Annotated in this window: 21 protein-coding genes; 13 read left to right on the forward strand and 8 right to left on the reverse strand. The window is 65.0% G+C overall.

Features of this window, described 5'->3' with window-relative positions; all coding sequences use genetic code 11:
• The first annotated feature begins 66 nt into the window (after positions 1–66).
• A complete protein-coding gene (locus KUW62_RS04490) occupies positions 67–1,464 on the forward strand; it encodes a PucC family protein (RefSeq protein ID WP_224814319.1) in 1,398 nt (465 codons plus the stop codon).
• Positions 1,465–1,540: 76 nt separating this feature from the next.
• Positions 1,541–2,179 (forward strand): hypothetical protein, encoded by a 639-nt coding sequence (locus KUW62_RS04495; RefSeq protein ID WP_224814320.1) that lies wholly within the window; start codon positions 1,541–1,543, stop codon positions 2,177–2,179.
• Here KUW62_RS04495 and KUW62_RS04500 read toward each other — a convergent pair.
• A complete protein-coding gene (locus KUW62_RS04500; RefSeq protein ID WP_224814321.1) occupies positions 2,176–3,069 on the reverse strand; it encodes a hydrogen peroxide-inducible genes activator in 894 nt (297 codons plus the stop codon). The genes KUW62_RS04495 and KUW62_RS04500 overlap by 4 nt on opposite strands.
• Positions 3,070–3,203: 134 nt before the next feature.
• Here KUW62_RS04500 and katG point away from each other — a divergent pair, with 134 nt between their 5' ends.
• Positions 3,204–5,375, forward strand: coding sequence for a catalase/peroxidase HPI (katG, locus tag KUW62_RS04505; protein WP_224817033.1), 2,172 nt, complete (start codon positions 3,204–3,206; stop codon positions 5,373–5,375).
• 141 nt (positions 5,376–5,516) lie between these two features.
• Here the strand turns inward: katG and KUW62_RS04510 are convergent, their stop codons facing one another.
• The 6 genes from KUW62_RS04510 to KUW62_RS04535 form a co-directional block, all read right to left on the reverse strand.
• Positions 5,517–5,831, reverse strand: a complete 315-nt coding sequence (locus KUW62_RS04510; protein WP_224814322.1) for a DUF1801 domain-containing protein — start codon at positions 5,829–5,831, stop codon at positions 5,517–5,519.
• 75 nt (positions 5,832–5,906) lie between these two features.
• Positions 5,907–6,215 carry a hypothetical protein gene (locus KUW62_RS04515; protein ID WP_224814323.1) on the reverse strand — a complete coding sequence of 103 codons (309 nt, stop codon included), beginning with the start codon at positions 6,213–6,215 and terminating at the stop codon, positions 5,907–5,909.
• Complete coding sequence (locus KUW62_RS04520) at positions 6,205–7,251, reverse strand: hypothetical protein (protein ID WP_224814324.1); 1,047 nt, start codon at positions 7,249–7,251, stop codon at positions 6,205–6,207. The genes KUW62_RS04515 and KUW62_RS04520 overlap by 11 nt, the downstream gene beginning before the upstream one ends.
• Positions 7,248–7,655, reverse strand: coding sequence for a DUF4383 domain-containing protein (locus KUW62_RS04525; RefSeq protein WP_224814325.1), 408 nt, complete (start codon positions 7,653–7,655; stop codon positions 7,248–7,250). Before KUW62_RS04525 ends, KUW62_RS04520 begins: the two co-directional genes overlap by 4 nt.
• Positions 7,655–9,145, reverse strand: coding sequence for an FAD-binding oxidoreductase (locus KUW62_RS04530; RefSeq protein WP_224814326.1), 1,491 nt, complete (start codon positions 9,143–9,145; stop codon positions 7,655–7,657). Before KUW62_RS04530 ends, KUW62_RS04525 begins: the two co-directional genes overlap by 1 nt.
• A gap of 204 nt (positions 9,146–9,349) precedes the next feature.
• Positions 9,350–11,101, reverse strand: coding sequence for a BCCT family transporter (locus KUW62_RS04535; protein WP_224814327.1), 1,752 nt, complete (start codon positions 11,099–11,101; stop codon positions 9,350–9,352).
• A gap of 337 nt (positions 11,102–11,438) precedes the next feature.
• On the opposite strand from KUW62_RS04535, the gene KUW62_RS04540 reads away from it, so the two are divergent.
• The 5 genes from KUW62_RS04540 to KUW62_RS04560 all read left to right on the forward strand — a co-directional run bounded on the left by KUW62_RS04540 (position 11,439) and on the right by KUW62_RS04560 (position 15,000).
• Positions 11,439–12,521, forward strand: coding sequence for an alcohol dehydrogenase family protein (locus KUW62_RS04540; RefSeq protein ID WP_224814328.1), 1,083 nt, complete (start codon positions 11,439–11,441; stop codon positions 12,519–12,521).
• 203 nt (positions 12,522–12,724) lie between these two features.
• Positions 12,725–13,681 carry an NAD(P)-dependent oxidoreductase gene (locus tag KUW62_RS04545; protein WP_224814329.1) on the forward strand — a complete coding sequence of 319 codons (957 nt, stop codon included), beginning with the start codon at positions 12,725–12,727 and terminating at the stop codon, positions 13,679–13,681.
• 208 nt (positions 13,682–13,889) lie between these two features.
• Positions 13,890–14,294: a hypothetical protein gene (locus KUW62_RS04550; RefSeq protein WP_224814330.1), complete on the forward strand. Its 405-nt coding sequence runs from the start codon at positions 13,890–13,892 to the stop codon at positions 14,292–14,294.
• 62 nt (positions 14,295–14,356) lie between these two features.
• Positions 14,357–14,560 carry a hypothetical protein gene (locus KUW62_RS04555; RefSeq protein WP_224814331.1) on the forward strand — a complete coding sequence of 68 codons (204 nt, stop codon included), beginning with the start codon at positions 14,357–14,359 and terminating at the stop codon, positions 14,558–14,560.
• The gene (locus tag KUW62_RS04560; protein WP_224814332.1) at positions 14,554–15,000 is read left to right on the forward strand and encodes a Pr6Pr family membrane protein; all 447 of its coding nucleotides are present in this window, start codon (positions 14,554–14,556) and stop codon (positions 14,998–15,000) included. Before KUW62_RS04555 ends, KUW62_RS04560 begins: the two co-directional genes overlap by 7 nt.
• Positions 15,001–15,008: 8 nt before the next feature.
• Here the strand turns inward: KUW62_RS04560 and KUW62_RS04565 are convergent, their stop codons facing one another.
• Positions 15,009–15,869, reverse strand: coding sequence for a LysR family transcriptional regulator (locus KUW62_RS04565; RefSeq protein ID WP_224814333.1), 861 nt, complete (start codon positions 15,867–15,869; stop codon positions 15,009–15,011).
• Between the two features lie 182 nt (positions 15,870–16,051).
• On the opposite strand from KUW62_RS04565, the gene KUW62_RS04570 reads away from it, so the two are divergent.
• Genes KUW62_RS04570 through KUW62_RS04590 form a run of 5 tightly spaced genes read left to right on the forward strand, consistent with a single transcriptional unit; the run spans position 16,052 to position 22,151 of the window.
• Positions 16,052–18,502 carry an FAD-dependent oxidoreductase gene (locus KUW62_RS04570; protein ID WP_224814334.1) on the forward strand — a complete coding sequence of 817 codons (2,451 nt, stop codon included), beginning with the start codon at positions 16,052–16,054 and terminating at the stop codon, positions 18,500–18,502.
• Complete coding sequence (locus KUW62_RS04575) at positions 18,502–19,374, forward strand: homocysteine S-methyltransferase family protein (protein ID WP_224817034.1); 873 nt, start codon at positions 18,502–18,504, stop codon at positions 19,372–19,374. The genes KUW62_RS04570 and KUW62_RS04575 overlap by 1 nt, the downstream gene beginning before the upstream one ends.
• Positions 19,371–19,790 carry a DUF2867 domain-containing protein gene (locus tag KUW62_RS04580; protein ID WP_224814335.1) on the forward strand — a complete coding sequence of 140 codons (420 nt, stop codon included), beginning with the start codon at positions 19,371–19,373 and terminating at the stop codon, positions 19,788–19,790. The genes KUW62_RS04575 and KUW62_RS04580 overlap by 4 nt, the downstream gene beginning before the upstream one ends.
• Positions 19,787–20,617: an oxaloacetate decarboxylase gene (locus KUW62_RS04585; protein WP_224814336.1), complete on the forward strand. Its 831-nt coding sequence runs from the start codon at positions 19,787–19,789 to the stop codon at positions 20,615–20,617. Before KUW62_RS04580 ends, KUW62_RS04585 begins: the two co-directional genes overlap by 4 nt.
• Complete coding sequence (locus tag KUW62_RS04590; RefSeq protein ID WP_224814337.1) at positions 20,610–22,151, forward strand: trimethylamine methyltransferase family protein; 1,542 nt, start codon at positions 20,610–20,612, stop codon at positions 22,149–22,151. Before KUW62_RS04585 ends, KUW62_RS04590 begins: the two co-directional genes overlap by 8 nt.
• Positions 22,152–22,210: the final 59 nt, after the last annotated feature.

Genomic DNA, 22,210 nt, shown 5'->3' on the forward strand with positions numbered 1-22,210 from the left:
AAGCGCGCGACGCTTCTTGACCCGGTCCTGTGGCCCCTCCGGCCACCCTCACAATGACGGGGCCAAATGGCTGGCATTCGCGACAATATCCTGCGCCGGATCACACGGATCACGCCGCGCTACCTGCCCTTCGCCGATGTCGCCAGCGAAACCGCCCCCCTGTCCCGTCTGCTGCGCCTTTCCCTTTTCCAGGTCTCCGTCGGCATGGCACTTGTCCTGCTGGTCGGCACGCTGAACCGCGTCATGATTGTGGAGTTGGGCGTGCCCGCCTCCCTCGTGGCGGTCATGCTGGCGCTTCCGCTGATTTTCGCGCCGTTCCGCGCGCTGATCGGATTCAAGTCCGATCAACACCGCTCCGCCCTTGGATGGCGGCGAGTGCCCTACATCTGGAAGGGCTCCATGCTGCAATTCGGCGGGTTTGCCATCATGCCCTTCGCGCTTCTCGTCCTGTCCGGGTTTCAGGAGGCGGCCGATGCCCCGGCCTGGATCGGCTATTCCTCGGCCGCGCTGGCCTTCCTGCTTGTCGGTGCGGGCGTACATACCGTGCAGACGGTGGGCCTCGCACTTGCCACCGACCTCGTCCCGGTGGAGGATCAGCCCAAGGTCGTCGGCCTGATGTACGTGATGCTGCTGGTCGGCATGATCGTCAGTGCGCTCGTCTTCGGCTGGCTGTTGCGGGATTATTCGCCCAGTCGCCTGATCGAGGTGGTGCAAGGCGCGGCTGTCACAACCATTGCCTTGAACCTGATTGCCCTGTGGAAGCAGGAGCCGCGCGACCGTGCACGTGCCGCCAACCCGCCGCCGGTGGAAAGCTTCACGCAAGCCTGGTCCGTGTTCTCGGCCCGGGAAGGCACGATGCGGCTTCTGATCGTGATCGCCCTTGGCACCATGGCCTATGGCATGGCCGAGGTTCTGCTGGAGCCCTATGGCGGGCAGGTGCTGGACATGTCGGTGGCGATGACCACCCGGCTGACTGCCGTTTTGGCCGCCGGTTCCCTTCTGGGGTTCTGGTTTGCAAGCCATGTCCTGCTGCGCGGGGCGGAACCGCTGAACGTCGCCACGTTCGGTGCGGCCATCGGTGTGCCGGGATTTCTCGCAATCTCTGTGGCGGCCCAAATGGGTGGTGTCGCAATTTTCACGCTCGGGGTTTTCGCGTCTGGCGTCGGCGCGGGCCTGTTCGGCCACGGCACGCTGACCGCCACGATGCGCCGCGCGCCACGGGCGCAGATCGGCCTCGCCCTCGGCGCATGGGGCGCGGTGCAGGCCACGGCAGCGGGGATCGCGATTGCCGCGGGCGGCATCATCCGCGACCTGATCCTGGCGCTGCCCGGCGGCGCATCGCTGCGCCCGGCGGCGCAATATGTACCGGTTTTTCTGCTGGAGGCGCTGTTCCTGGTGGCGGCTCTTTGCGTAATTTGGCGGTTGCACGCCATGAGCACTCGAAATTTGGGGGCAGAGCCCTAACATAATCATCTGGCAACAGAACTCTGTTACACGACCGGAGTTGCCGCGCGCATAACCTAGGGAGGCTCTTTCAGAGATGACCACTGTTGTTACACGGCTTTATGACGATGCCGCACATGCCGATGCCGTCGTGGCGGCCCTGAAGGTGGAAGGCTTTCCCGAAAGCGCCCTCGATGTGATCGAGCAACGCTCGCGCACCTCCGCCGAGGATCAGATCACCGATGCGGGCGTGCCCGCGAATGTAGCGCAGCAATATGCGCAACATCTGACATCCAGCCGCGCCCTGCTGGTTGTTCGCGCGCCGTTCGTGCCCTTCGGCGCGGCCAAGCGCGCGATCGAGGAGGCGGACAAATACCCCTCCTACAACGCGGGCGTGGCGAACCAGAACCTCAACGTGCCTGACCAGGTGGATCGGGAGCTGTTCCTGTCGATCCTGCCGAGCCACCGGTTGTTCCTGACCGGGCTGTACGAGTTGCGCAACAACCTAAAGCCGCGCGGGCTGTCCAATGCGTTTCGCATTCCCCTTCTGGCCAAGCGGAAGAAAAAGCGGATGCGCCCCGCCGTGATCCAACGGCAGTTCTTCGCGCCGAAGCGGATGAATCACCGCCGCACGTCGCGCAAGTTGTTGATGGATCGCTTCTTCGGCGGGCCGCTGCCCCAGACCTGGGACCGGCGACCGCCGCGCCAGGACGCGCATTTCAGGGTCACGAACTAACCGGGCGCGATGGCCGACCGCACCACGTCGGCCATGCCCGCCAACCGCTCGGCCAAGGGGCTGCTGCGGCGCCAGACCATGCCGATGGTCCGTTTCGGCCTGACATCCACAAAGCGCGCCACCGAGACAGCGGCGGAGCGTGTTTCCACGCCGACCGCCATGTCCGGTATCAACGTCACCCCGATACCCGCGCCCACCATCTGAACCAGCGTCGACAGGCTCGACCCGTCCAGCCCGTCGCGTGGCAAGGGGGATCGGATGTTGCAGAATTCAAGCGCCTGATCGCGGAAGCAATGCCCCTCCTCCAACAAAAGCAGGCGCATCTGGGCGAGCGCCTCTCCGTCCGGGACAGGCTTTCCGGCGTCCTCCTCTGGCCGGACCAGAACGAATTCCTCCTCGTGCAGCGGCACCTCCGTCAGGGACGGCTCTGACACTGGCAGGGCCAGGATCGCCGTGTCGAGCCGTCCGGCCGTCAAGTCTTCCAACAGGGTCGGGGTCAACGTTTCCCGGATATGCAGGTCGATCTGCGGATAATTCAGGGACAATGCCCCGATGATGCGCGGCAATAGATAGGGCGCGATGGTCGGGATCACGCCAAGGCGCAGCCGTCCGGTCAGCCCATCGCGCGCGGCGCGGGCCAGATCGTCCAGCTCATCGACCGATCGCAGGATCGCGCGGGCGCGGTCCAGCACGGTTTCGCCGAACCCGGTCAGGCGGACCTGGCGGGGCCCACGCTCGAACAGGGCAAGGCCGAACGTCTCCTCCAGCTCCTTGACCTGCATCGACAGCGCCGGTTGGCTGATATTGCACGCCGCCGCCGCGTGGCCGAAATGACCGTGATGGGCCAGGGCCTCGATATATCTGAGCTGTTTGATGGTCAGGTTTGCCATAAGATCATCTTATCATGCTTATCAGAATATCCAACTGTAGCTAATCGGTGCCGCCTGATATGATTAACCCATCAGCGACTCACGGAATGGGTGAGTGCGCCAGCCAAACGCCAACAGTGGAGAGACAACAGATGATGGACGGATCCCCAGCCTCGGGTCGTTGCCCGGTAATGCACGGCCCCGGCAAGCAACCCTCCGGGAGCACGGCCAACCAGCATTGGTGGCCCAACCAGCTGAACCTGCGCCCGCTCAGCGGCAATCACCCGAACCTCGACCCGATGGGCGAAGCGTTTGATTACGCGGAGGAATTCCAGAAGCTCGACCTTGACGCCGTGAAGGCCGACCTGACCGCGCTCATGACCGACAGCCAAGACTGGTGGCCCGCCGATTACGGCCATTACGGCCCGCTTTTCATTCGCATGGCGTGGCATTCCGCCGGGACTTACCGCACGTTCGACGGACGTGGCGGCGCGGGGACGGGGACGCAACGGTTCGCCCCGCTTAATTCGTGGCCCGATAACGGCAATCTCGACAAGGCGCGCCGCCTGCTCTGGCCGATCAAGGAGAAATACGGACGCGCGCTGTCCTGGGCCGACCTGATGATCCTCGCGGGCAACGTCGCGCTGGATTCCATGGGGTTCAAGACCTTCGGCTTCGCGGGTGGCCGCGCTGACGTGTGGGAACCCGACGAAGACATCTATTGGGGGCCGGAGGCGACATGGCTCGGCGATGAACGCTATTCCGGCGATCGCGAGTTGGCCAACCCGCTGGCCGCCGTGCAGATGGGCCTGATCTACGTGAACCCGGAGGGGCCGAACGGCAATCCGGACCCGCTGAAATCGGCCTACGACATCCGCGATACCTTCGCACGCATGGCGATGAACGACGAAGAGACCGTGGCGCTGGTCGCGGGCGGCCACACGTTCGGAAAGGCCCACGGCGCGGGCGATCCGGAACTGGTCGGCGCAGAGCCCGAAGCCGCTGACGTGGCCGATATGGGCCTTGGTTGGAAGAACAGCTACGAGGATGGGGTGGGCGTGAACGCCACGACCTCGGGCATCGAAGGCGCATGGACGCCAACGCCGACGCAATGGGACATGTCCTATTTCGACGTGCTGTTCGGCTATGAGTGGGAGCTGACGAAATCCCCCGCGGGCGCACATCAATGGCAGCCCAAGGACCTGAAGCCCGAGGACCACGCACCGACCGCGGACGGGGAAGGGAAGACCTTCATCATGATGACCACCGCCGATATGGCGATGCGCATGGACCCGACCTACGAGAAGATCAGCCGCGATTTCCACGCCAATCCCGACAAGTTCGCCGATGCCTTCGCGCGGGCGTGGTACAAGCTGACCCACCGGGACATGGGGCCGATCCAGCGCTATCTCGGCCCGGATGTCCCGTCGGAGGAGCTGTTGTGGCAAGATCCGGTGCCGGCTGGCCCGACCCTGTCTGACGCGGATGTCAACACGCTGAAGGCGCAGATCGCCGATAGCGGGCTGAGCGTCCAGGAACTCGTGCGCGTGGCCTGGGGCTCAGCCGCGAGTTACCGGGGCAGCGACAAGCGCGGCGGCGCGAATGGCGCGCGCATCCGCCTGGCCCCGGCCAAGGATTGGGAGGTCAATAACCCCGCCGAACTCTCCAAGGTTCTGGCCGTGCTGGAGGGCATTCAATCGGGTTTCGGCAAGCCGGTCTCCATGGCCGACCTGATCGTGCTGGCCGGTGGCGTCGGTGTAGAGAAGGCGGCCAAGGCGGCGGGTCACGACGTGACCGTGCCGTTCACCCCCGGGCGCGGCGACGCAAGCCAGGAGCAGACGGATGTCGAAAGCTACGCGGTGCTGGAGCCGACCTCGGACGGATTCCGCAACTACCACGCCCCATTGTCGTTCCGGGAACCGGCGGACATGCTGGTCGACAAGGCACAACTTCTGGGGCTAAGCGCGCCGGAGATGACGGTGCTGGTCGGCGGGATGCGTGCCATGGGCGCGACCCACGGCGACAGTGCGCATGGTGTGCTGACCGACACGCCGGGCCAGCTCAACAACGCCTTTTTCCGCAACGTGTTGAGCATGGACACTGTCTGGACCCAGACCGACAGCGGCGTGCTGGAGGGCACGGACCGGGCGAGTGGCGCGAAGAAATGGACGGCGACGGTCGTGGATCTGGTCTTCGGGTCCAACAGCCAGCTGCGTGCCATGTCCGAAGTCTATGCCAGCAGCGATGCGGAGGCCAAGATGGTGGACGATTTCGTCGCGGCCTGGGTGAAGGTGATGGAGAATGACCGCTTCGACCTGCACCGGTAAAGGGTTGATCTGAAACTGAATGATGGCGCGCCGGGGCACCTTGGCGCGCCATTTTTCGTGGGGCTCATGCGCAAGCGTGCAGATTGATGCGAGGACAGCCCCACAGGCCCGCAGATGTGTTCCTGACGCGAAGAAGGCGGATCACGCCCGTTTGGCGCGGTGGTACGTCAGCGCCATCGCGGCGATCTGTTGAAAGGCGGCTTCGGAAAAGCCGGGGCTCAGAAGGACCGCGCGATTGCCGGAATAGGTGAATTCATTGGGGAACTCAGCGCGGTAGCGATCGACAAGCGTGGTGCCGCAATGAACGAACAGAGCCGGGTGATCCGCCTCCACCCCCAGGCGCAGGGTGGTCCCGGCGCGTTTCGCGGGCAGGTAGGCGGGTTGGCCCCATTTCAGCGTTTCTTGCAGGGGCATCGTGTGCGTGGCCTGCGCTGCGGCGAAGATCAGGGCGCGCATGCGCATTGCTTCTGGGGGCAGCGCCGCAAGGGCGGGCGCGACGTCTGGCGGAATCGGGTGTGTCATCCCCGAAGATTAGCCCGAGGCGACGGGTTCGCGCAGGAAATTCGGAATACAGGCCTCCAACCCCGCCGGAAGGACCAGCCAGGCCCCCGCCTCGTAGAGTTGCGCGGTCAGCGTCGCGCTGTCCCCGCGCAGGGTGAGGGAGATCGGGGACCGTCCGGTGATCGCGATGTCGCGGGGCAGGGCATCGACCAGATCGGCGGAGGGAAACGGAACGAACGCTGCCGGTGCGTCACCTCCTGCGGCCATCACTACGGCCAGGGTCCCGATCCAACCCACGAAAAGGATCGGAAGGGCGATCAGGAGCCGCCTAATAGTCATGGATATGCTCCAGGCGCAGGCCGCGCGCGTCCAGGCCACGAAGCGCATCGGCCAGCTCCGCCACGGGAACGAGAAAAAGGTGCCGCGTGTCGCCGTAACCTTGGCGCGGCAGGCTGGCCAATGCACCGTCCTGAGCCTCTGCGCGTGAGATGGCAGTGAACATGATCTGGTCATTGCCCGCCATATCGAGGAAATCCGCCCCCTGCGTCGCCCAATCGGCGAGGATGAGGGTCAGTTCGCGGTAGCGCGGCGTCTCGATCTCCAGCCCGCCGGGCGCTTCCCCCAGAACGCGCACGCCCTCAACGTCTTCCAGCGTCGCTTCGGGCAGGCCGGTGATGACCATTTGAAGGGTCAGGTCGTCGAAACCCGTGGCGGCGACGGCTTGCGCGATAAGCCCCGCATAGGCCGCGCGCGCGCGATGTTCGAGGCCAAGGGCGAAGGCCCGTTCCTGGTCCCGGAATGCATCGGTGGCAACGGCCTCCAACGCAGCGGCGTCGGCCCGGAAATCGTAGCGATACCACGGCACCTGTTGCAGGAAAGCGGCGTATTCGGCGGCCTGCTGCGCCGACATGTTGTCCAGGCGCGCGTGCTGCGGCCCGCGGATAAGTGTTGCGACGCGGCCGATCGTCTCCTCGTAGGCGGCTTTCATCATCATCTCGAAGGTGAACGACACGCCGATCACGTGGACCAATTGCCGGGTTGGGCCGTCGATCTCTCCCAACTCCGCCGAACGCTCCGTCAGGGTGCAGAGCGACGACCAATAACCGAAGACGGCCTCCAGATAGTTGAAATCGTGGGGGTCTTCATCGCGGATTACCTCCGCGTAATCGTCGTAGGCGTGGACGATATGCCATTCCGGATAGGTCAGCAGCGTTCGGATCTCGGGCCGTGTCTCCGCCGAGAGCGGGTTGGCGGGCGCGGGCGCGCCGGAGCCACGGCACATCGTCTCCACGTAGATCACGGGTGTCGCCAGCAGCACGACCAGCAAAAGGCCAAGCTGCAGGATGCGCTTGAGCAGGCGGCCGAGAAACCTCATGACGTGCGCCGCGACAACAGCCCGGCGGCCAGCGCCACGGCGCCAAGCGCGATATGGGGCAGATTGGCGGCGATGCGTTGGAAAGACCAATCCATGCCGAGCGCTTCATTGGTGAAGATGCCAAAATCGAGATAGCCCCAGCCGGTGAAGATGCCGAATATCCCGTCGCCCAGATAGGCGGCGCCGAACAGGATCAGGAAGGTGCGCGCGGAGCGATTGGAGATGAGGCCCGCCAGAAACGCCCAGATGGCCGAGACCAGGTGAAGCGCGTCGTCGAACGGGTCGAGTGCGAAGATGCCAAAGGCCAGCCCGTTTTCGTCCGTCAGGCCAGGGATGTAATTGATCGCCGCCGCCCCCAGAAGGATCACGGCATAGATCAGGCAAAGGCGGCGGATAAAGGACATCAGAGCCCCTCCATATACGTGTCCCAGAGATTATTGCGCAGGGTCAGCTGCGGGTCGATCTGGCGTTTGAGCGCGGCGAATTCGCGGGCGCGGGGATAGGCCGTGGCGAATTGCTCGATGCTCGCATGGGGCCGATAGGGCAGGTAATAGCTGCCGCCGATGTCGATGACGCGCTGGATCAGGGCGCGGGTCATGCGGGCGTGGTCGGCCTCGGCCCGGGCGGTCATTTCTTGCGTGAAGGACATGACCGCGGCGATGCGCGGGCCCGGGGAATGGGGCAGGTAGCTGTCGGTATCGGGGGCCACGTAGCGCAGGGTGACATTCAGGAATTCGACGAAGGCGCCCGGGATTACGTCGCGGCAGGCCTGATGGAACCAATCGAACGCCTCGAACGGCACGAAATATTCGTGGAGGATGTCGACGCGGGCCGGGTCACGGTCGTCCAGTGTTACGACCGGTTCGTTCATCAGCGAATTGCGGGTGCTTTCCCCGGCGAAGCGCGGCCCGAGCGACGTTTCCACCCACCAGCGCCAATCTTTCATGCCCTCGCGGCCCACCTGCCCCCGGTAAAGGTAGGAGGCGGCATGGGACAGCCAGCCGGATTCCGTGGCCGCAGGGATCTCCGACTGGTCGGCCGTGGGCGAATAGGTCACAAGGAGTGCCTCCTCGAAAAGGGTCTCGCGGCTCACATTCAGGCGCCCATAGGCCATGGGTTTAGAGGGATCGTCCACGGCGGCGCGGAACGTGTCGGGGAAGTCCGTGGCGGCGATGGTCTCGAACGATGGGACAAGGCGCAGGTTCGGGACCATGTCGACCTCCATGTCCACGATCAGCCCGGTCAGGCCGTAGCCGCCCATGGCCATCTGGAAGAGTTGGGTATTTTCCGTGCGAGAGGCCGTCACAAGCTCCCCATCGGGCAGGACCATGCGGATCGACCGTACGGTGGCCCCCATCGGGCCATAGGGGACGGGCCAGCCATGGGCGCCGACGCTGAACGTCGCGGCCACGCCGAAATCGTGGTTTGACTGCATGACGGCCGGTGAAAAACCGATCGGGTCAAGCGCCGCGATCACGTCAAGCCAACGTGCGCCCCCATTCACAAGGTAGGTTCCGTTCGCCGTGTCGGGTTCGATCCAGGCATCGTCCACAGTGATGGCATGGCCGTCGCGCGGGATCGACTGGCCGCCCATGGAATGGCGCGCGGCGGAGACGCAGACGGGGCGTCCGTCGGCCTGGGCGTCGCGCAGTTCCGTCCGAAACGCCTCGATCAGGGCATCGCCGTGGGCGGTGGGGCGTTGGTGGATGTGGATCGGGGTGGCCTGAAGCTCCGACGCGTCGTTGAGGAACAACCCCTCCGGTGTGCCGCCGATCCGCGCCACGCCGTCCAATTGCGACAGGCCGGGCGCCCAAGCGCGGCCCGCGAAATAGCCACCAACGGCACCGGCCCCAAGCAAAAGCGCGCGGCGAGAGAGTTTACCGGAACGGGCCATGGGCCTCCCCTTCGTGTCAGATCACGTGTCGTTTGTGAACGACGTTCATTTATCTTCTAAAGACCTAACCACGCTTTGACCATGGCAGAAGGTAAGGAAATCCGGAAGGTGACGTAGGGTTCGGACGGGGGCAGCGGCATCGCAAAGAAAAACCGGCGCGAGGGGGGCCCTTGCGCCGGTTTCCGTGTCCGTCCGATCCGGCGATCACTCCGCCGGGGTCGGGATGTCGTCGTGGGTGCTTGCCACACCGGCCCGGTTGCGGCGTCCATCGTTGATGACGGCCTTGATGAGCGACAATCCCATCAGCACCATCACAAGGCTGAAGGGCAGGGCACCGATTACCATCGCGGTCTGGATCGCGCCCAAGCCGCCCGCCACGATCAGACCACCGACCACAAGCGCCAGCGCGGCGCCCCAGAAGATGATGTGGGGACGCGCCTTGGGCCCCTCGTCACCGGCGGCGTTGATCGTGTTGATGATCAAGACGGCCGAGTCGGCGGACGTGACGAGATAGGTCAGCAGCAAGATCACCACGATCACCGACATGATCCAAGCGAGATTATCGCTCAGCATCACGGCCAGCATCGCGAACAGCTGATCCGATTGGGCAGCCCCGGAAATTGCGCCATTGGCGTCTCCGTTCAGCTCCAGATCGATGGCCGTGCCGCCGACGATGGCGAACCAGGTGAAGCACATGATCGCGGGTACGATCATCGCCCCCAGCACGTATTCCCGGACCGTGCGGCCCTTGGAAATGCGTGCAAGGAACACGCCCACGAACGGCGCAAACGCGATCCACCACGCCCAGTAGAAGATCGTCCATCCGCCCTGCCAACCGGCAAGCTGCGACGCCTCGGACCCTTCGGCCCCATCGGATGCCCAGACCGTGAAGATGTTGCCGGGGATGGAGACGAGGTAATCGAAGATGCCCACAACCAGCGCCTGAAGTCCGAAGAAGGTCGATCCGAAGGCGAGGAAGAAGAGCAGGATGAAGAAGCTGAGCCCCATGTTGATGTTGGACAGCCATTTGATGCCCTTGCCGACACCCGAAAGGGCCGACAGTGTCGAGGCTCCCATGATGACCAGAAGGGCCACGACGATGCCGATGGTCGACGGGCCGATGCTTCCGTCCTCTGCCGTGGCCTGAAGCCAGTCGCCAAAGCCGATCCGAACGAGGCCGGAGATGAACTGTTCCACCCCGAAGCCCAGGGTTTGCGCAACGCCCAGAACCGTTGCAACAACGGCGACCACATCCACGACATGGCCCAGGAACCCTTCCATCGAGCGTCCGAAGAGCGGCACGAGCGCCGAGCGGATGGTCAGCGGCAGGTTCCGGCGATACGCGAAGTATCCCAGCGCAAGGCCCACGATCGCGTACGAGGCCCAGGCCGCAAGCCCCCAATGGGTGAAGGACCAGATATAGGCGTCGCGCACGTTTCCGGCGGTCGACCCTTCGGTCAGGCCCTGGATCGTCGAGGGGTTCGACCCCCAGTGATACATCGGCTCCGCCGTGGCGAATGTCAGCATCCCGATGCCGATACCCGCACCGAACATCATCGAGAACCAGGAGAAGTTGGAGAATTCGGGCTTGTCACCGTCCAGACCCATGCGCAGCCGCCCCGATGCGGGCCAGAGCGCGAGGAGAAGGCACAGGATGACGAAGAACGCCATCACGTAGACGTACCAATAGTTGAAGCTCGCCAGGATGATGGAGTTGATCGCCCCCAGAACCACGCTCGCCGCGGCGGAGTAATTGCCGTCACCGTCGATGAAGAGCGAGGTTGCACCCTCGGGCGCGGGGCCGAAGGTCAGGGATGCGGCGGGCAGGAGCGCCCAGATGATCAGAACCGCGACCAGGAATTTGCCTGATATTGCGACGATCTTGGTGAATCCCTTGTAGAAGCCTTCATCGGCGACGGGAATATCTAGCTCGGTAATCGGTGGTTCTATGGCCATTCGGGGGTCCCTCCCAGTTCCTTGAACGATTGTGCGATGATGGGGCTGCCGCCTTCGATGGCGGTCGGCAAATGCGACCATGGCGGGTCGTTCTGCGCCATGCGTGCCGGTCCTGCCGCCCAATTCACGCGGGTCAATCGCTCTGATCGGCGGTGGAACAGATCCACCGCTGCTCAAGCTTGGGTTGTGCGGGCACGATTCGTCTACAAGATTCCCCCGCGTGGATCGGCAATGTGCCGCGCGTGATGCGATGCGCAGGAGTGCGCGCGGCGGCGGCTTGACGCGTCGTCTGCCCTTCGCCCTAACTGGCCGTGCCCTGGCCAAGGAGTGTGATGCCATGACCCTTCCCGACACGATGCGCGCCATGGTCCTGACCCGCCACGGCGATCTTGACGCCTACGCATGGGTCGAGGATTGGCCAAGGCCGGAACCAGCGGCGGGAGAGGTACTTGTAAAGGTCGGGGCAACCGGCCTGAACAATACCGACATCAACACGCGCACGGGCTGGTATTCCAAGTCCGTCAGCGAAGCCACAACCGGTGCCGCCTACGCCGATGTGGGGGAGGATGATCCTGCATGGGGCGGCGCCCCGATCCGATTTCCGCGCATCCAGGGGGCCGATGTCTGCGGCCGGATCGTCGCGGTGGGCGCGGGCGTGGATGCGGGGCGTATCGGCGAGCGTGTGATCACCGACAATTGGCTGCGCGACGAACACGAGCCCGCCGACCTCGACAAGACGGACTACTTCGGCAGCGAGCGGGATGGCGGATACGCGGAATACTGCACCATGCCCGCCCGCAACGCGTTGGCCGTGACCTCCGACCTGACGGATGCGGAACTTGCAACGTTTTCCTGCTCCTATTCCACGGCGGAGGGGATGCTGGACCGCGCGCGTGTGACCGCGTCCGACACGGTGCTTGTGCCCGGCGCGTCCGGCGGGGTGGGCAGCGCACTGGTGCAACTGGCCAACCGTCGCGGCGCGCGGGTGATCGCCATGGCGTCGGAGCCGAAACACAAGGCGGTCGCGGAACTCGGCCCCGACATAATCTTGCCCCGCGCACCGGACGACCTGCGCGCAGCCCTCGGCGCGGAGACGGTGTCGGTTGTGGCCGACATCACCGGCGGGCCGCAATTCGCGGCATTTCTCGACGTGCTGGAGCGGGGTGGGCGTTACACCTGCTCGGGCGCGATTGCCGGGCCGATGGTGGAGCTGGACCTGCGCACCATGTACCTCAAGGACCTGACGTTCACCGGCTCCACCGTGATCGGACCGGACGTGATGGCGAACCTTGTTCGGTATATCGAGGACGGAAGCGTCAAGCCGGTCCTTGCGGCGACCTATCCCCTGCACCAGTTGCGGGAGGCGCAGACGGCGTTCCTTGAGAAGCGCCATACGGGCAATATCGTCGTGATCCCCTGAGGCATATGGACTCGCCCGCCGGGTCGCGTCCGATGCCTCTTTGGTATGTCAGCGCGTTTCAACCTGCACCGTCCAATCCATGCAGCGCGTGAAGCGAACGGGCGTTCGGCGCGGGGAAATTGGATACCTATTCGGTCGGAAACAGGCGGGCGGACGCGCACCGGACCGCGCAGCTTTGCCGGACGTAAAGGGTGGAGGACCAGATGCAGGTAGGCTTTATCGGGTTGGGATCGGTGGGCGCGAAGCTTGCCGGATCGCTTCTGCGCAATAGCGTGGATTTGTGCGTGCTGGACCTGGATGCCAACGCCGTCGCGGCCTTTGTCGCACGCGGGGCCGTGGCGGGCGGCGATCCGGCTGCGATGATGCGGGATTGTGACGTGGTCATCACCTGCCTGCCGTCGCCCGCGGCGAGTGCGGCGGTGGTCGATGCGATGCTGCCGGAGGTGCGCGCGGGCAAGATCTGGATGGAAATGTCCACGACCGATGCCGCCGAGATTCTGCGGATCGCGCCGCTGATCGAGGCGCAGGGGGGGCAGGTTGCCGAATGCCCGGTCTCGGGCGGATGCCACAGGGCGGATACAGGCAATATCTCCATCTACATGAGCGGCGCGCGGGAGGTCTTCGACCGGGTCTTTCCCCTGCTGACGAAGATGGGGCGGCGGGTGCTGCATACGGGGCCTCTGGGCGCGGCTTCGACGCTGAAGGTGATGACGAATTACCTCGCCACCGGGCATTTGCTGATGCTGTGCGAGGCGCTGACGGTGATGCGTGCGGCGGGGGTGGACATGGCCACGACCTATGAGGCGATCGCGGTGTCATCGGGCAATTCGTTCGTCCATGAGACCGAGAGCCAGTTGATCCTGAGTGGCTCACGGGACGTGAACTTCACGCTCGACCTGATCCAGAAGGATGTGGGGCTGTTCCAGACGATTGCGGACCGGTTCGGCGTGCCGCTGGAGATCAGCCCGAAGATGATCGAGATGCTGAGCGAAGGGCAGCGGGCGCTGGGCCACGCGGCGCAGTCGGATCGGATGATCGAGCTGTTGGAGGCAGCCACGGGGTTGGACGTGCGGGCGGACGGGTTCCCGATGGAGCTGGTGGATGAGGAGCCGGAGGAAGCGGGCTATGAGGTGGTTGTCAGGCGAAGTTATCACGGTTGATAAGGCGTTTTAAAGTATTGAAATACAAATAAAAATTCCGTCGTCTTTACCCTTTCTTAACCTCTGAAGCGCTTCTTTGCCCGATCGACCGTCGCGTCCACGATGGGGAGGCGCAAATCTTTCTTCTCGCACCTTCCAAGGATTTCTTGGTCAACGCCGTCATAGGGAGTGAGCGGCACGGAGCCGTAGTCCTGAGAGGAAAGAAATGATGTTGCGTCAAACCCTGATGATCGGTGCCGCGCTGGTTGCGGCGAATACGGCGGTCGCCGGTGAACTGGCCGGAACCGCCAACAATCGCGAGCGGATCGCATTGCCGCCCGAGGCGACATTCCAGGCAATCCTGTACGATATCTCTGACAACGATCAGGTGGAGATCGGGCGGTTCGAGGCGCCCGGCGACGCGGGCCCGCCCCATGCGTCCGTGATCGACTATCCGGACGAGGCGGTTGTGGCCGACGGGCTGTATGCGATCACGGTTCAGGTGATCCGGCCCGACCGTGCCTATGTCGCGGCGGGTACGATCCTTGACGGGTTTCCGGCGGTGACGCCCGAGATCGACCTTGTCATGGTGCGCCCCGGTATCTCGCCCGCCGACGATGCGGTGACGGAGTGAGGGCGCGTATCCGTTGCGGCGGCACCTTCGCTTTTCCCGCCGCAGGGCATTAGGGTTCGGGCATGAGTGCCTTGTCTACGCGTGAGAGCCTGTCGGGGGCCGCCCGTAAGGGTGCGGCCCTGATCGCACTTGTAGCGGCGATCACCCTGGCCACCCGCCTGTTCCTGCGGGCGCAGCAAAGCGACGGCGTCCTCGACGCGCTGTCCTACATGTCGCAATATTTCACCATCCTGACCAATACGATCACGCTCGCGATGAGGTGCTGATTGCCGTGGGCCGCGATCTGTCGCCAAGGCTCATCAAGGCGATCTGTATCGCCATCGTGCTGGTCGGGCTGATCTATCATACGTTGCTGGCGCATCTTGTGGCCCTCTCGGGCCTCGATCTGTGGGCGGATCACGGCACGCACACCTTCGTGCCGATCCTGTCGGGCCTGTGGTGGCTGTTCCTGGCCCCTAAGCCCGGGTTTCGCTGGGCCGACATCCCGCTATGGGTCGCGTGGCCCGTGATCTATTGCATCTACATCCTGATCCGGGCGAGCTTCACCGGCTTCTATCCCTATCCGTTTCTGAATGTCCCCGAGATCGGGTGGGACGGGCTTGCCGCGCCCGTCGCCGGGTTGCTGGTGGGCTTTGTCCTGGTCGGTCTGGTGATGACCGGTCTTGGAAAGCTGTCCGGGCCGCGCACTGCCACCGGCCAGCGCTGAGCGCGCCTTTATCCCGCCATCCGACCGCGCAGGACCTTTGCCATCCTCCGATAGCCCGCCCGATGACGGTTGCGCAGATGCATGGACGTGAAGACGGGCTGGGCGATGATCGGCGCATCTTGCACGATACGGGCGGTGCCGTCCGCGACCAGCGCATCGGCCATCTCGGCGGGCAGATACGTGGTGCCCTTGAGCGCGATCAGCAGGCCGCGGACGGCGGCGGCCTGACCGCTTGAAACGCTCCCTTCGGACAGGCCCGGCAGCAGGCTTGCGTGGGTCTGGGCGAAGGCGGGGGCGTAATTGGGCAAGATGTAATCGGCGGGTCTGACGCCTGCGAGCGTGTCGGTGGAGAATGAGACCATGCGGTAGGGAATCTCGCCCATCGACTCGAAATAGAGATCGGGGGAGGGGCGGGGGGTGAATACGACGCCGAGATCGAGCGCCCCGGCCTCCAGATCGCGGCACATCTGGCGGGAATAGTCGCCGTCGACGTAGAAGCCGCAATCCGGCAGGGCGGAGCGGAGCGCGGTCAGCCAGTCGGCCACGTGGTTTTCCAGAAGGTCGTGCTGGATGCCGATCCGGAGCATCACCGCAGCGCCGTAGGGTTTGACGTCGGCCTTGGCATCGGCCCAGGCGCGGCGCAGGACGCGGGCGTGGGTCTCAAAACGGAGCGCGGCGGTGGTGGGCTGCGTGCCCGAGCGGGAGCGTTCGAACAGCCGTTCGCCGAGGGCCTTTTCGAGGGCTTTGACGCGACCGGAGATGGTCGATTGGGTGACATCGAGCCTGTCCGCCGTGCGGTTGAAGCTGCGTGTGTCGAGGAGGTCGAGGAAGGTTTCGATCTGGTCGATCTGCATGGGCGTCGGGTCCATTTGGGGGCCAGCCCCCAAACCCCCGGGATATTTCAAGCACATGGAAGAGGGGCGCATCGTCGGGAGGGCTAATCGGATTTACCGATCAAAACAGATGTGCTGCGCGAATTGAACCCCGAATGGTTCGGAAGGATACTTTCGCGCAAGACGATATGGGCCGAGGCCCGGAACGGGAGAGAGACATGGCGGATTTGCCGAGCACCGCGCGGGTTGTTATCATCGGGGGCGGGGTCGTGGGAACCTCGGGCCTCTATCATCTGGCGAAGGCGGGCTGGACCGATTGCGTGCTTTTGGAGAAGAACGAGCTGACGGCGGGCTCCACCTGGCACGCGGCGGGCAATTGCCCGAATTTCTCAACCTCCTGGGCGGTTCTGAACATGCAGCGTTATTCGCTGGAGATGTACCGGACGCTGGCCGAGGACGTCGATTATCCGATGAATTACCACGTCACCGGGTCATTGCGGTTGGGCCATACCAAGGAGCGCGCGCAGGAGTTTCAGCGGGTTCTGGGCATGTCGCAATACCAGGGCATCGACATGCGGATGGTGTCGAACGAGGAGGCGCGGGAGATGTATCCGTTCCTCGAAACCCACGATTTGAGCGGTATTCTGTTCGATCCCTATGACGGCGACATAGACCCGGCGCAGTTGACGCAAGCCATGGCCAAGGGCGCGCGGGATCTTGGCGCCACGATCATGCGGTTCTGCCCGGCAACCGGCGTGCGGCGGGAGAATGGCGAGTGGATCGTGGAGACCGAGAAGGGCGAGATCCGGTGCGAATACGTGGTGAACGCCGCCGGATACTACGCGCAGCGCGTGGGCGAGTGGTTCAAGCCCCATGGCGGGCGGACCGTGCCGATGGTGGTGATGAGCCACCAGTATTTCCTGACGGAGGAAATTCCCGAGGTGAAGGACTGGACGGAGGCCAACGGGCGCAAGCTGCCGCTGATCCGGGATGTGGATAGCTCGTATTACCTGCGTCAGGACAAGCACGGGCTGAACCTTGGGCCCTATGAACGGAACTGCAAGGCCCATTGGGTGACGCCAGACGATCCGATGCCGGAGGATTTTTCGTTCCAGCTCTACCCCGACGATCTGGACCGGTTGGAATGGTATATCGAAGATGCGATGGCTCGGGTGCCGCTGCTGGGTGAGGGCGGCGTGGGGCGCAACATCAACGGGCCCATTCCCTACGCGCCCGATGGCCTGCCGATGATCGGGCCGATGCCAGGTGTGGAGAATGCGTTCGAGGCGCATTCCTTCACCTTCGGGATCGTGCAGGGCGGGGGCGCGGGTAAGGTTCTGGCGGAGTGGATCACGGACGGCATGACCGAGTGGGACATGTGGGCCGTCGATCCGCGCCGCTACACCGACTACACGGATCATTCCTATTGCCTCGACAAGGCGTTGGAGACCTATGGCCACGAATACGGGATGCATTTCCCGTGGAAGGCCTGGCCCGCGGGGCGCGACAAGAAGCTGTCGCCGGTTCACGACAAGGTCGTCGCGGCGGGGGGGCAGATGGGGGCCTATGCGGGCTGGGAGCGGGCCAATTGGTTTGCCAGGGAGGGGGACGACACCTCGCTTGAGGCGACCGAGACATGGGGGCGTGCCGGGCCGTGGGAAGCGCGGGTCCGCGAGGAATGCGAGGCGGTGCGCGACGGGGTCGGGGTTCTGGACCTGCCCGGATTTTCGCGCTTCAACCTGACCGGGGAGGGCGCGGCGGAGTGGCTGCGCGGCCGCATTGCGGGGGCGCTGCCCAAGGTCGGGCGGATGAACCTGGGCTATTTCCCGGACCCGCGTGGGCGCATCCTGACGGAGATGTCGCTGATCCGGCACGACGAGGATCACTTCACCCTGATCACGGCGGCGCCCGCACAATGGCACGATTACGAGGTGCTGTGGCGCGACGGTCTGCCCGACGGGGTGAGCCTGACCGATCACACGACCGAATTCAGCACGCTGATCGTGACCGGGCCGAACGCGCGGGACCTGTTTGAGGCGATCGGAACGGATGCGGACCTGAGCCTTGGCTGGCTGACGCATCAGACGGCGGAGGTGGCGGGGCGGCCCGCTTTCCTGGCACGGGTCTCCTTCGCCGGGGAATTGGGGTGGGAGATCCACGCCGCCAACGCCGAAATGCCCGCGATCTACGATGCCGTCGTGGCGGCGGGGGCCAAACCCTTCGGGATGTGGGCGTTGAACGCGCTCAGAATCGAGAAGGGTTACCGCGCGTGGAAGGGCGATCTGAGCACCGACTATTCGATGCTGGAAGGTGGGCTTGAGCGGTTCATCAAGTTCGACAAGCCGCAGGATTTTCCGGGGAAGGCGGCGCTTTTGTCCGAAAAGCAGAGTGGCGTGAAGAAACGGTTTGTCACCCTGAAGGTGGAGGCGGGCGAGGCGGATGCGCCCTATATGTCCACGATCTCCCGTGACGGAACGGTGGTGGGCGAGACGACGAGCGGGGCCTGGGGCTACCGGGTGGGCCATTCCGTCGCCCTGGCCATGGTGCGCGCCGATCTGGCCGAGCCGGGGACGGAATTGGACGTCAATATCTACGGCGACATCTGCAAGGCCACGGTGCAGGGCGACGGGCCGCTCTGGGATCCGCAGAACGCGCGGATCCGCGCATGATAAACGGCGTGGCGCTTCTGGACGGGGGCATGGGCCAGGAGCTTATTGCGCGGTCCGATGCGCCGCCCACGCCGCTTTGGTCGACGGACGTGATGCGACAGGCCCCGCATCTGGTGCGGGACGTGCACGCGGATTTCTTCGCCGCAGGGGCCGAGATTGCGACGGCCAACACCTATGCAATCCACCGCGACCGGCTGGTGCGCGAGGGTTTGGAAGACCAGTTCGAAGCGCTGCACAATCTGGCGCTCGATCAGGCTCACGGGGCGCGTGACGCACACGGATCGGGCCGCATCGCGGGGGCCATCGGGCCGCTGGGCGCATCCTATAGGCCCGACGCGCATCCCGACCATATCGTTGCGGTGGGCCTTTACTCCGAGATTGCCACACTGCTTGCGCCGCGCTGTGATGTGTTGATCGCAGAGACGGTCGCGTCCGTGGCCCATGCGATTGCGGTGTTGGAGGGCGCGTCGGGCCACGATGTGCCGGTCTGGCTGGCTTTCACGGTGGACGATGAGGACGGCAGCCGCCTGCGGTCGGGTGAGGCCCTGGCGGATGCGGTGGCGGTTTCAAGCGGCGCGGCGGCGTTGCTGGCCAATTGCTCCGCGCCAGAGGCGATGCCTGCAGCGCTGGAGGTGCTGGGAAAGGGCGCCGTTCCGTTCGGGGCCTATGCCAACGGCTTCACGCAGATCACCAAGGCGTTTCTGGGCGAGGCCCCGACGGTCGATGCGCTCAAGGCGCGGCGCGATATGGGTCCGGAGGCCTATGCCGATCATGTGATGGGCTGGGTCGATCGGGGCGCCACGATTGTCGGCGGCTGCTGCGAGGTGGGTCCGGCGCATATCGCGGAAATTGCGCGGAGGCTCGCACGATGAGCGGGCTGAAACGCCCCTTGCGGCCACCCGATTGGTCGGACACGCACCGGGCCGAGGCGCGGCCCGATCTGACAAGCGCCCGCGCCGCCTACGAGGTGGCGCTTGGCACGATGCCGCCCTGGGTGCGGCGGGCGATGGGTCTTCGCAACCGGATCGTGCACCTGTTCGGGTTGGCGACCCCCACGATGGAAAAGGGCATGGCGGACCTGCCGATCGTGGCCGAACGCCCGAAGGTTTATGAAGTGGGCCTCGCGGATCGGCATCTGACCTTCACGCTGGAAACCCGCCTTGAGGACCGAACCGCGTCGCTGACCACGCGGATCTGGTTCAATCACTGGACCGGGCGGCTCTATCTTGCCGTCGTTCTGATCCCCCACAAGATCATCGTGCGATCCGCATTGAGGAGGCTGGCATGACCTTGTCCGAACGACATCAGGTGTTTGCGGAGCTGCACGGGTCGGGGTGTTTCGTGATGCCGAACCCGTGGGATATGGGCAGCGCCCGGATGATGGCCGCGATGGGGGCGGTGGCCTTGGCGACGTCATCGGCTGCCCATGCCTTCACGCTTGGTCAGCCCGATATGGGCGGCGTGACCCGGGACGAGGCGCTGGCCCATGCGCAGGATATCGTGGCCGCGACAGACCTGCCCGTGTCGGGCGATTTCGAGAACGGGTTTGGCGATACGCCCGAGGATGTGGCCGAGACGGTGCGACTGGCGGCAGAGGTCGGCCTGTCGGGCTGCGGCATCGAGGATATGGCGTTCGGAGAGAACGTGACCGCCTATGACTTTGACCTGGCTGTGGAAAAAGTGCGCGCCGGTGTGGGCGCGGCGCGGGCCTTGGGTCGGCCTTTCGTGCTGACCGCGCGGGCCGATGGGGTGATGAACGGAATCTATGACCTGGACGAAGGCATCCGCCGGTTGCAGGCGTTCGAGGCGGCGGGGGCCGATTGCCTCTACCTGCCGGTGCCGCCGGGGCGGGCAGAGTTGGCGCAGGTGCTCGGTGCCGTCTCGGCCCCGGTGAACGCGCTTGCGGTGGGACCATTGCAGGACCTTTCGGTGGCCGAACTGGCGGCGATGGGGGTGCGCCGGATTTCGCTTGGCAGCCAGGTGGCACGGCTGACCCATGCGGCGATCCGGGACGGGATGGCGGGCCTGATGGCGGGTGATCTGACGCCGTTCAAGGGCTCGGCGTCGGGTGATGAGATTGATGCGATGTTGAGGGAGGGCAGCGCGGATGGTTGAGGTTCAGGTGATGAAGGGGCGCCGCGGCGGTGGCCGCGCGGCACGGGTGGCGGCGCGCGCGGCGGCCCTGCCCGAGGAAATACGCCCGATCCGTCCGGGGATGGAGGGCGGAACGCTCAAGGTCCTGAGCGAGGCGCAGGTGGTCGAGATCCACGACAGCGCGCTGGAGGCGCTGGCCACGATCGGCCTGGCCGATGCACCGCAATCGGGGATCGACGCGATGGTCGCGGTGGGCGCCGTGCTGGGCGATGACGGGCGGCTCCGGTTTGCCAGGGACGTGGTGGAGGCGGCCCTGTCGCAGTCGGCGCGCAACATCACGTTGGCGGCACGGGACCCCAAGCACGATCTCGAGCTGTTCGGATCCAAGGTGCATTACGGCACCGCCGGGGCGGCGGTGAATATCGTGGATGTGGCCACCAACAGCTATCGCCATTGCACGGCGCAGGACCTTCACGACGCCGCGCGGATCACGCAGGCGATGGACAATGTCCACTTTTTCCAGCGCCCGATGGTGTGCCGGGACATCGAGAACAACCTGGAGATGGACCTCAACACCATCTACGGCGCGGTGGCGGGGACGACGAAACATATCGGCACGTCGTTCAGCGATCCGTCCCACGTGGCCCCCTGCATGGAGCTGATCCACATGCTGGCGGGCGGGGAGGCGGCGTGGCGCGCGCGGCCGTTCATCAGCAATTCCAATTGCTTCGTGGTGCCGCCGATGAAATTCGCAACGGAAAGCTGCGAGACGATGGAGTTGTGCATACGCGCGGGCATGCCGGTGCTGCTTCTGTCGGCGGGCATGGCGGGGGCGACGGCACCCTCGACCATCGCGGGGGCGATCATGCAGGCGACGGCGGAATGCCTGGCGGGTCTTGTCTATGTCAACGCGATCGCCCCCGGCCATCCGGCCGTCTTCGGGACCTGGCCCTTCGGACTGGATCTGCGCACGGGCGCGATGTCGGTGGGATCGGGCGAACAGGCGCTTCTGTCGGCGGGATGCGCGCAGATGCACCGCTTCTACGGCCTGCCGGGCGGCGCGGCGGGAGGTGCCTCGGACGCGAAGATGCCGGACATGCAGGCGGGATGGGAGCAGATGTGCTCCAACGTCATGGGCGGTCTGTCAGGGCTCAACATGGTCTACGAGGCGGCGGGGATGCATGCGTCGCTTCTGGGGTTCTGTCTGGAGAGCCTGATCCTGTCCGACGACCTGATCGGGCAGGCGATGCGGTGCGTGCGGGGGATCGAGGTGAACGAGGACACGCTGGCGCTCGATCAGATGGCGGAGGTCTGCCTCGGCGGAAGCGGGCACTACCTTGGCACGGACAAGACGCTGGCCTTGATGCAAAGCGATTTCGTCTATCCCGCCCTTGGCAACCGGATGAGCCCGAAGGAGTGGGAGGAGGCGGAGAAGCCCGACCTGCTGGCAAACGCCACGGCCCGGAAGGAGGCGATCCTGGCCGAGGGCGCGTGCCAGGTGGATGCGGCTTTGGACCGGGCGGTGCGAGAACGGTACCGGATCTATTTCGACTGAGCGGTGGGTGGGCCCGCCCACCCACCCCAATGGGGGCTCTGCCCCCTTGCCCCCCGGGA

The organism is Hasllibacter sp. MH4015 (genome assembly GCF_020177575.1).
GTDB lineage: Bacteria > Pseudomonadota > Alphaproteobacteria > Rhodobacterales > Rhodobacteraceae > Gymnodinialimonas.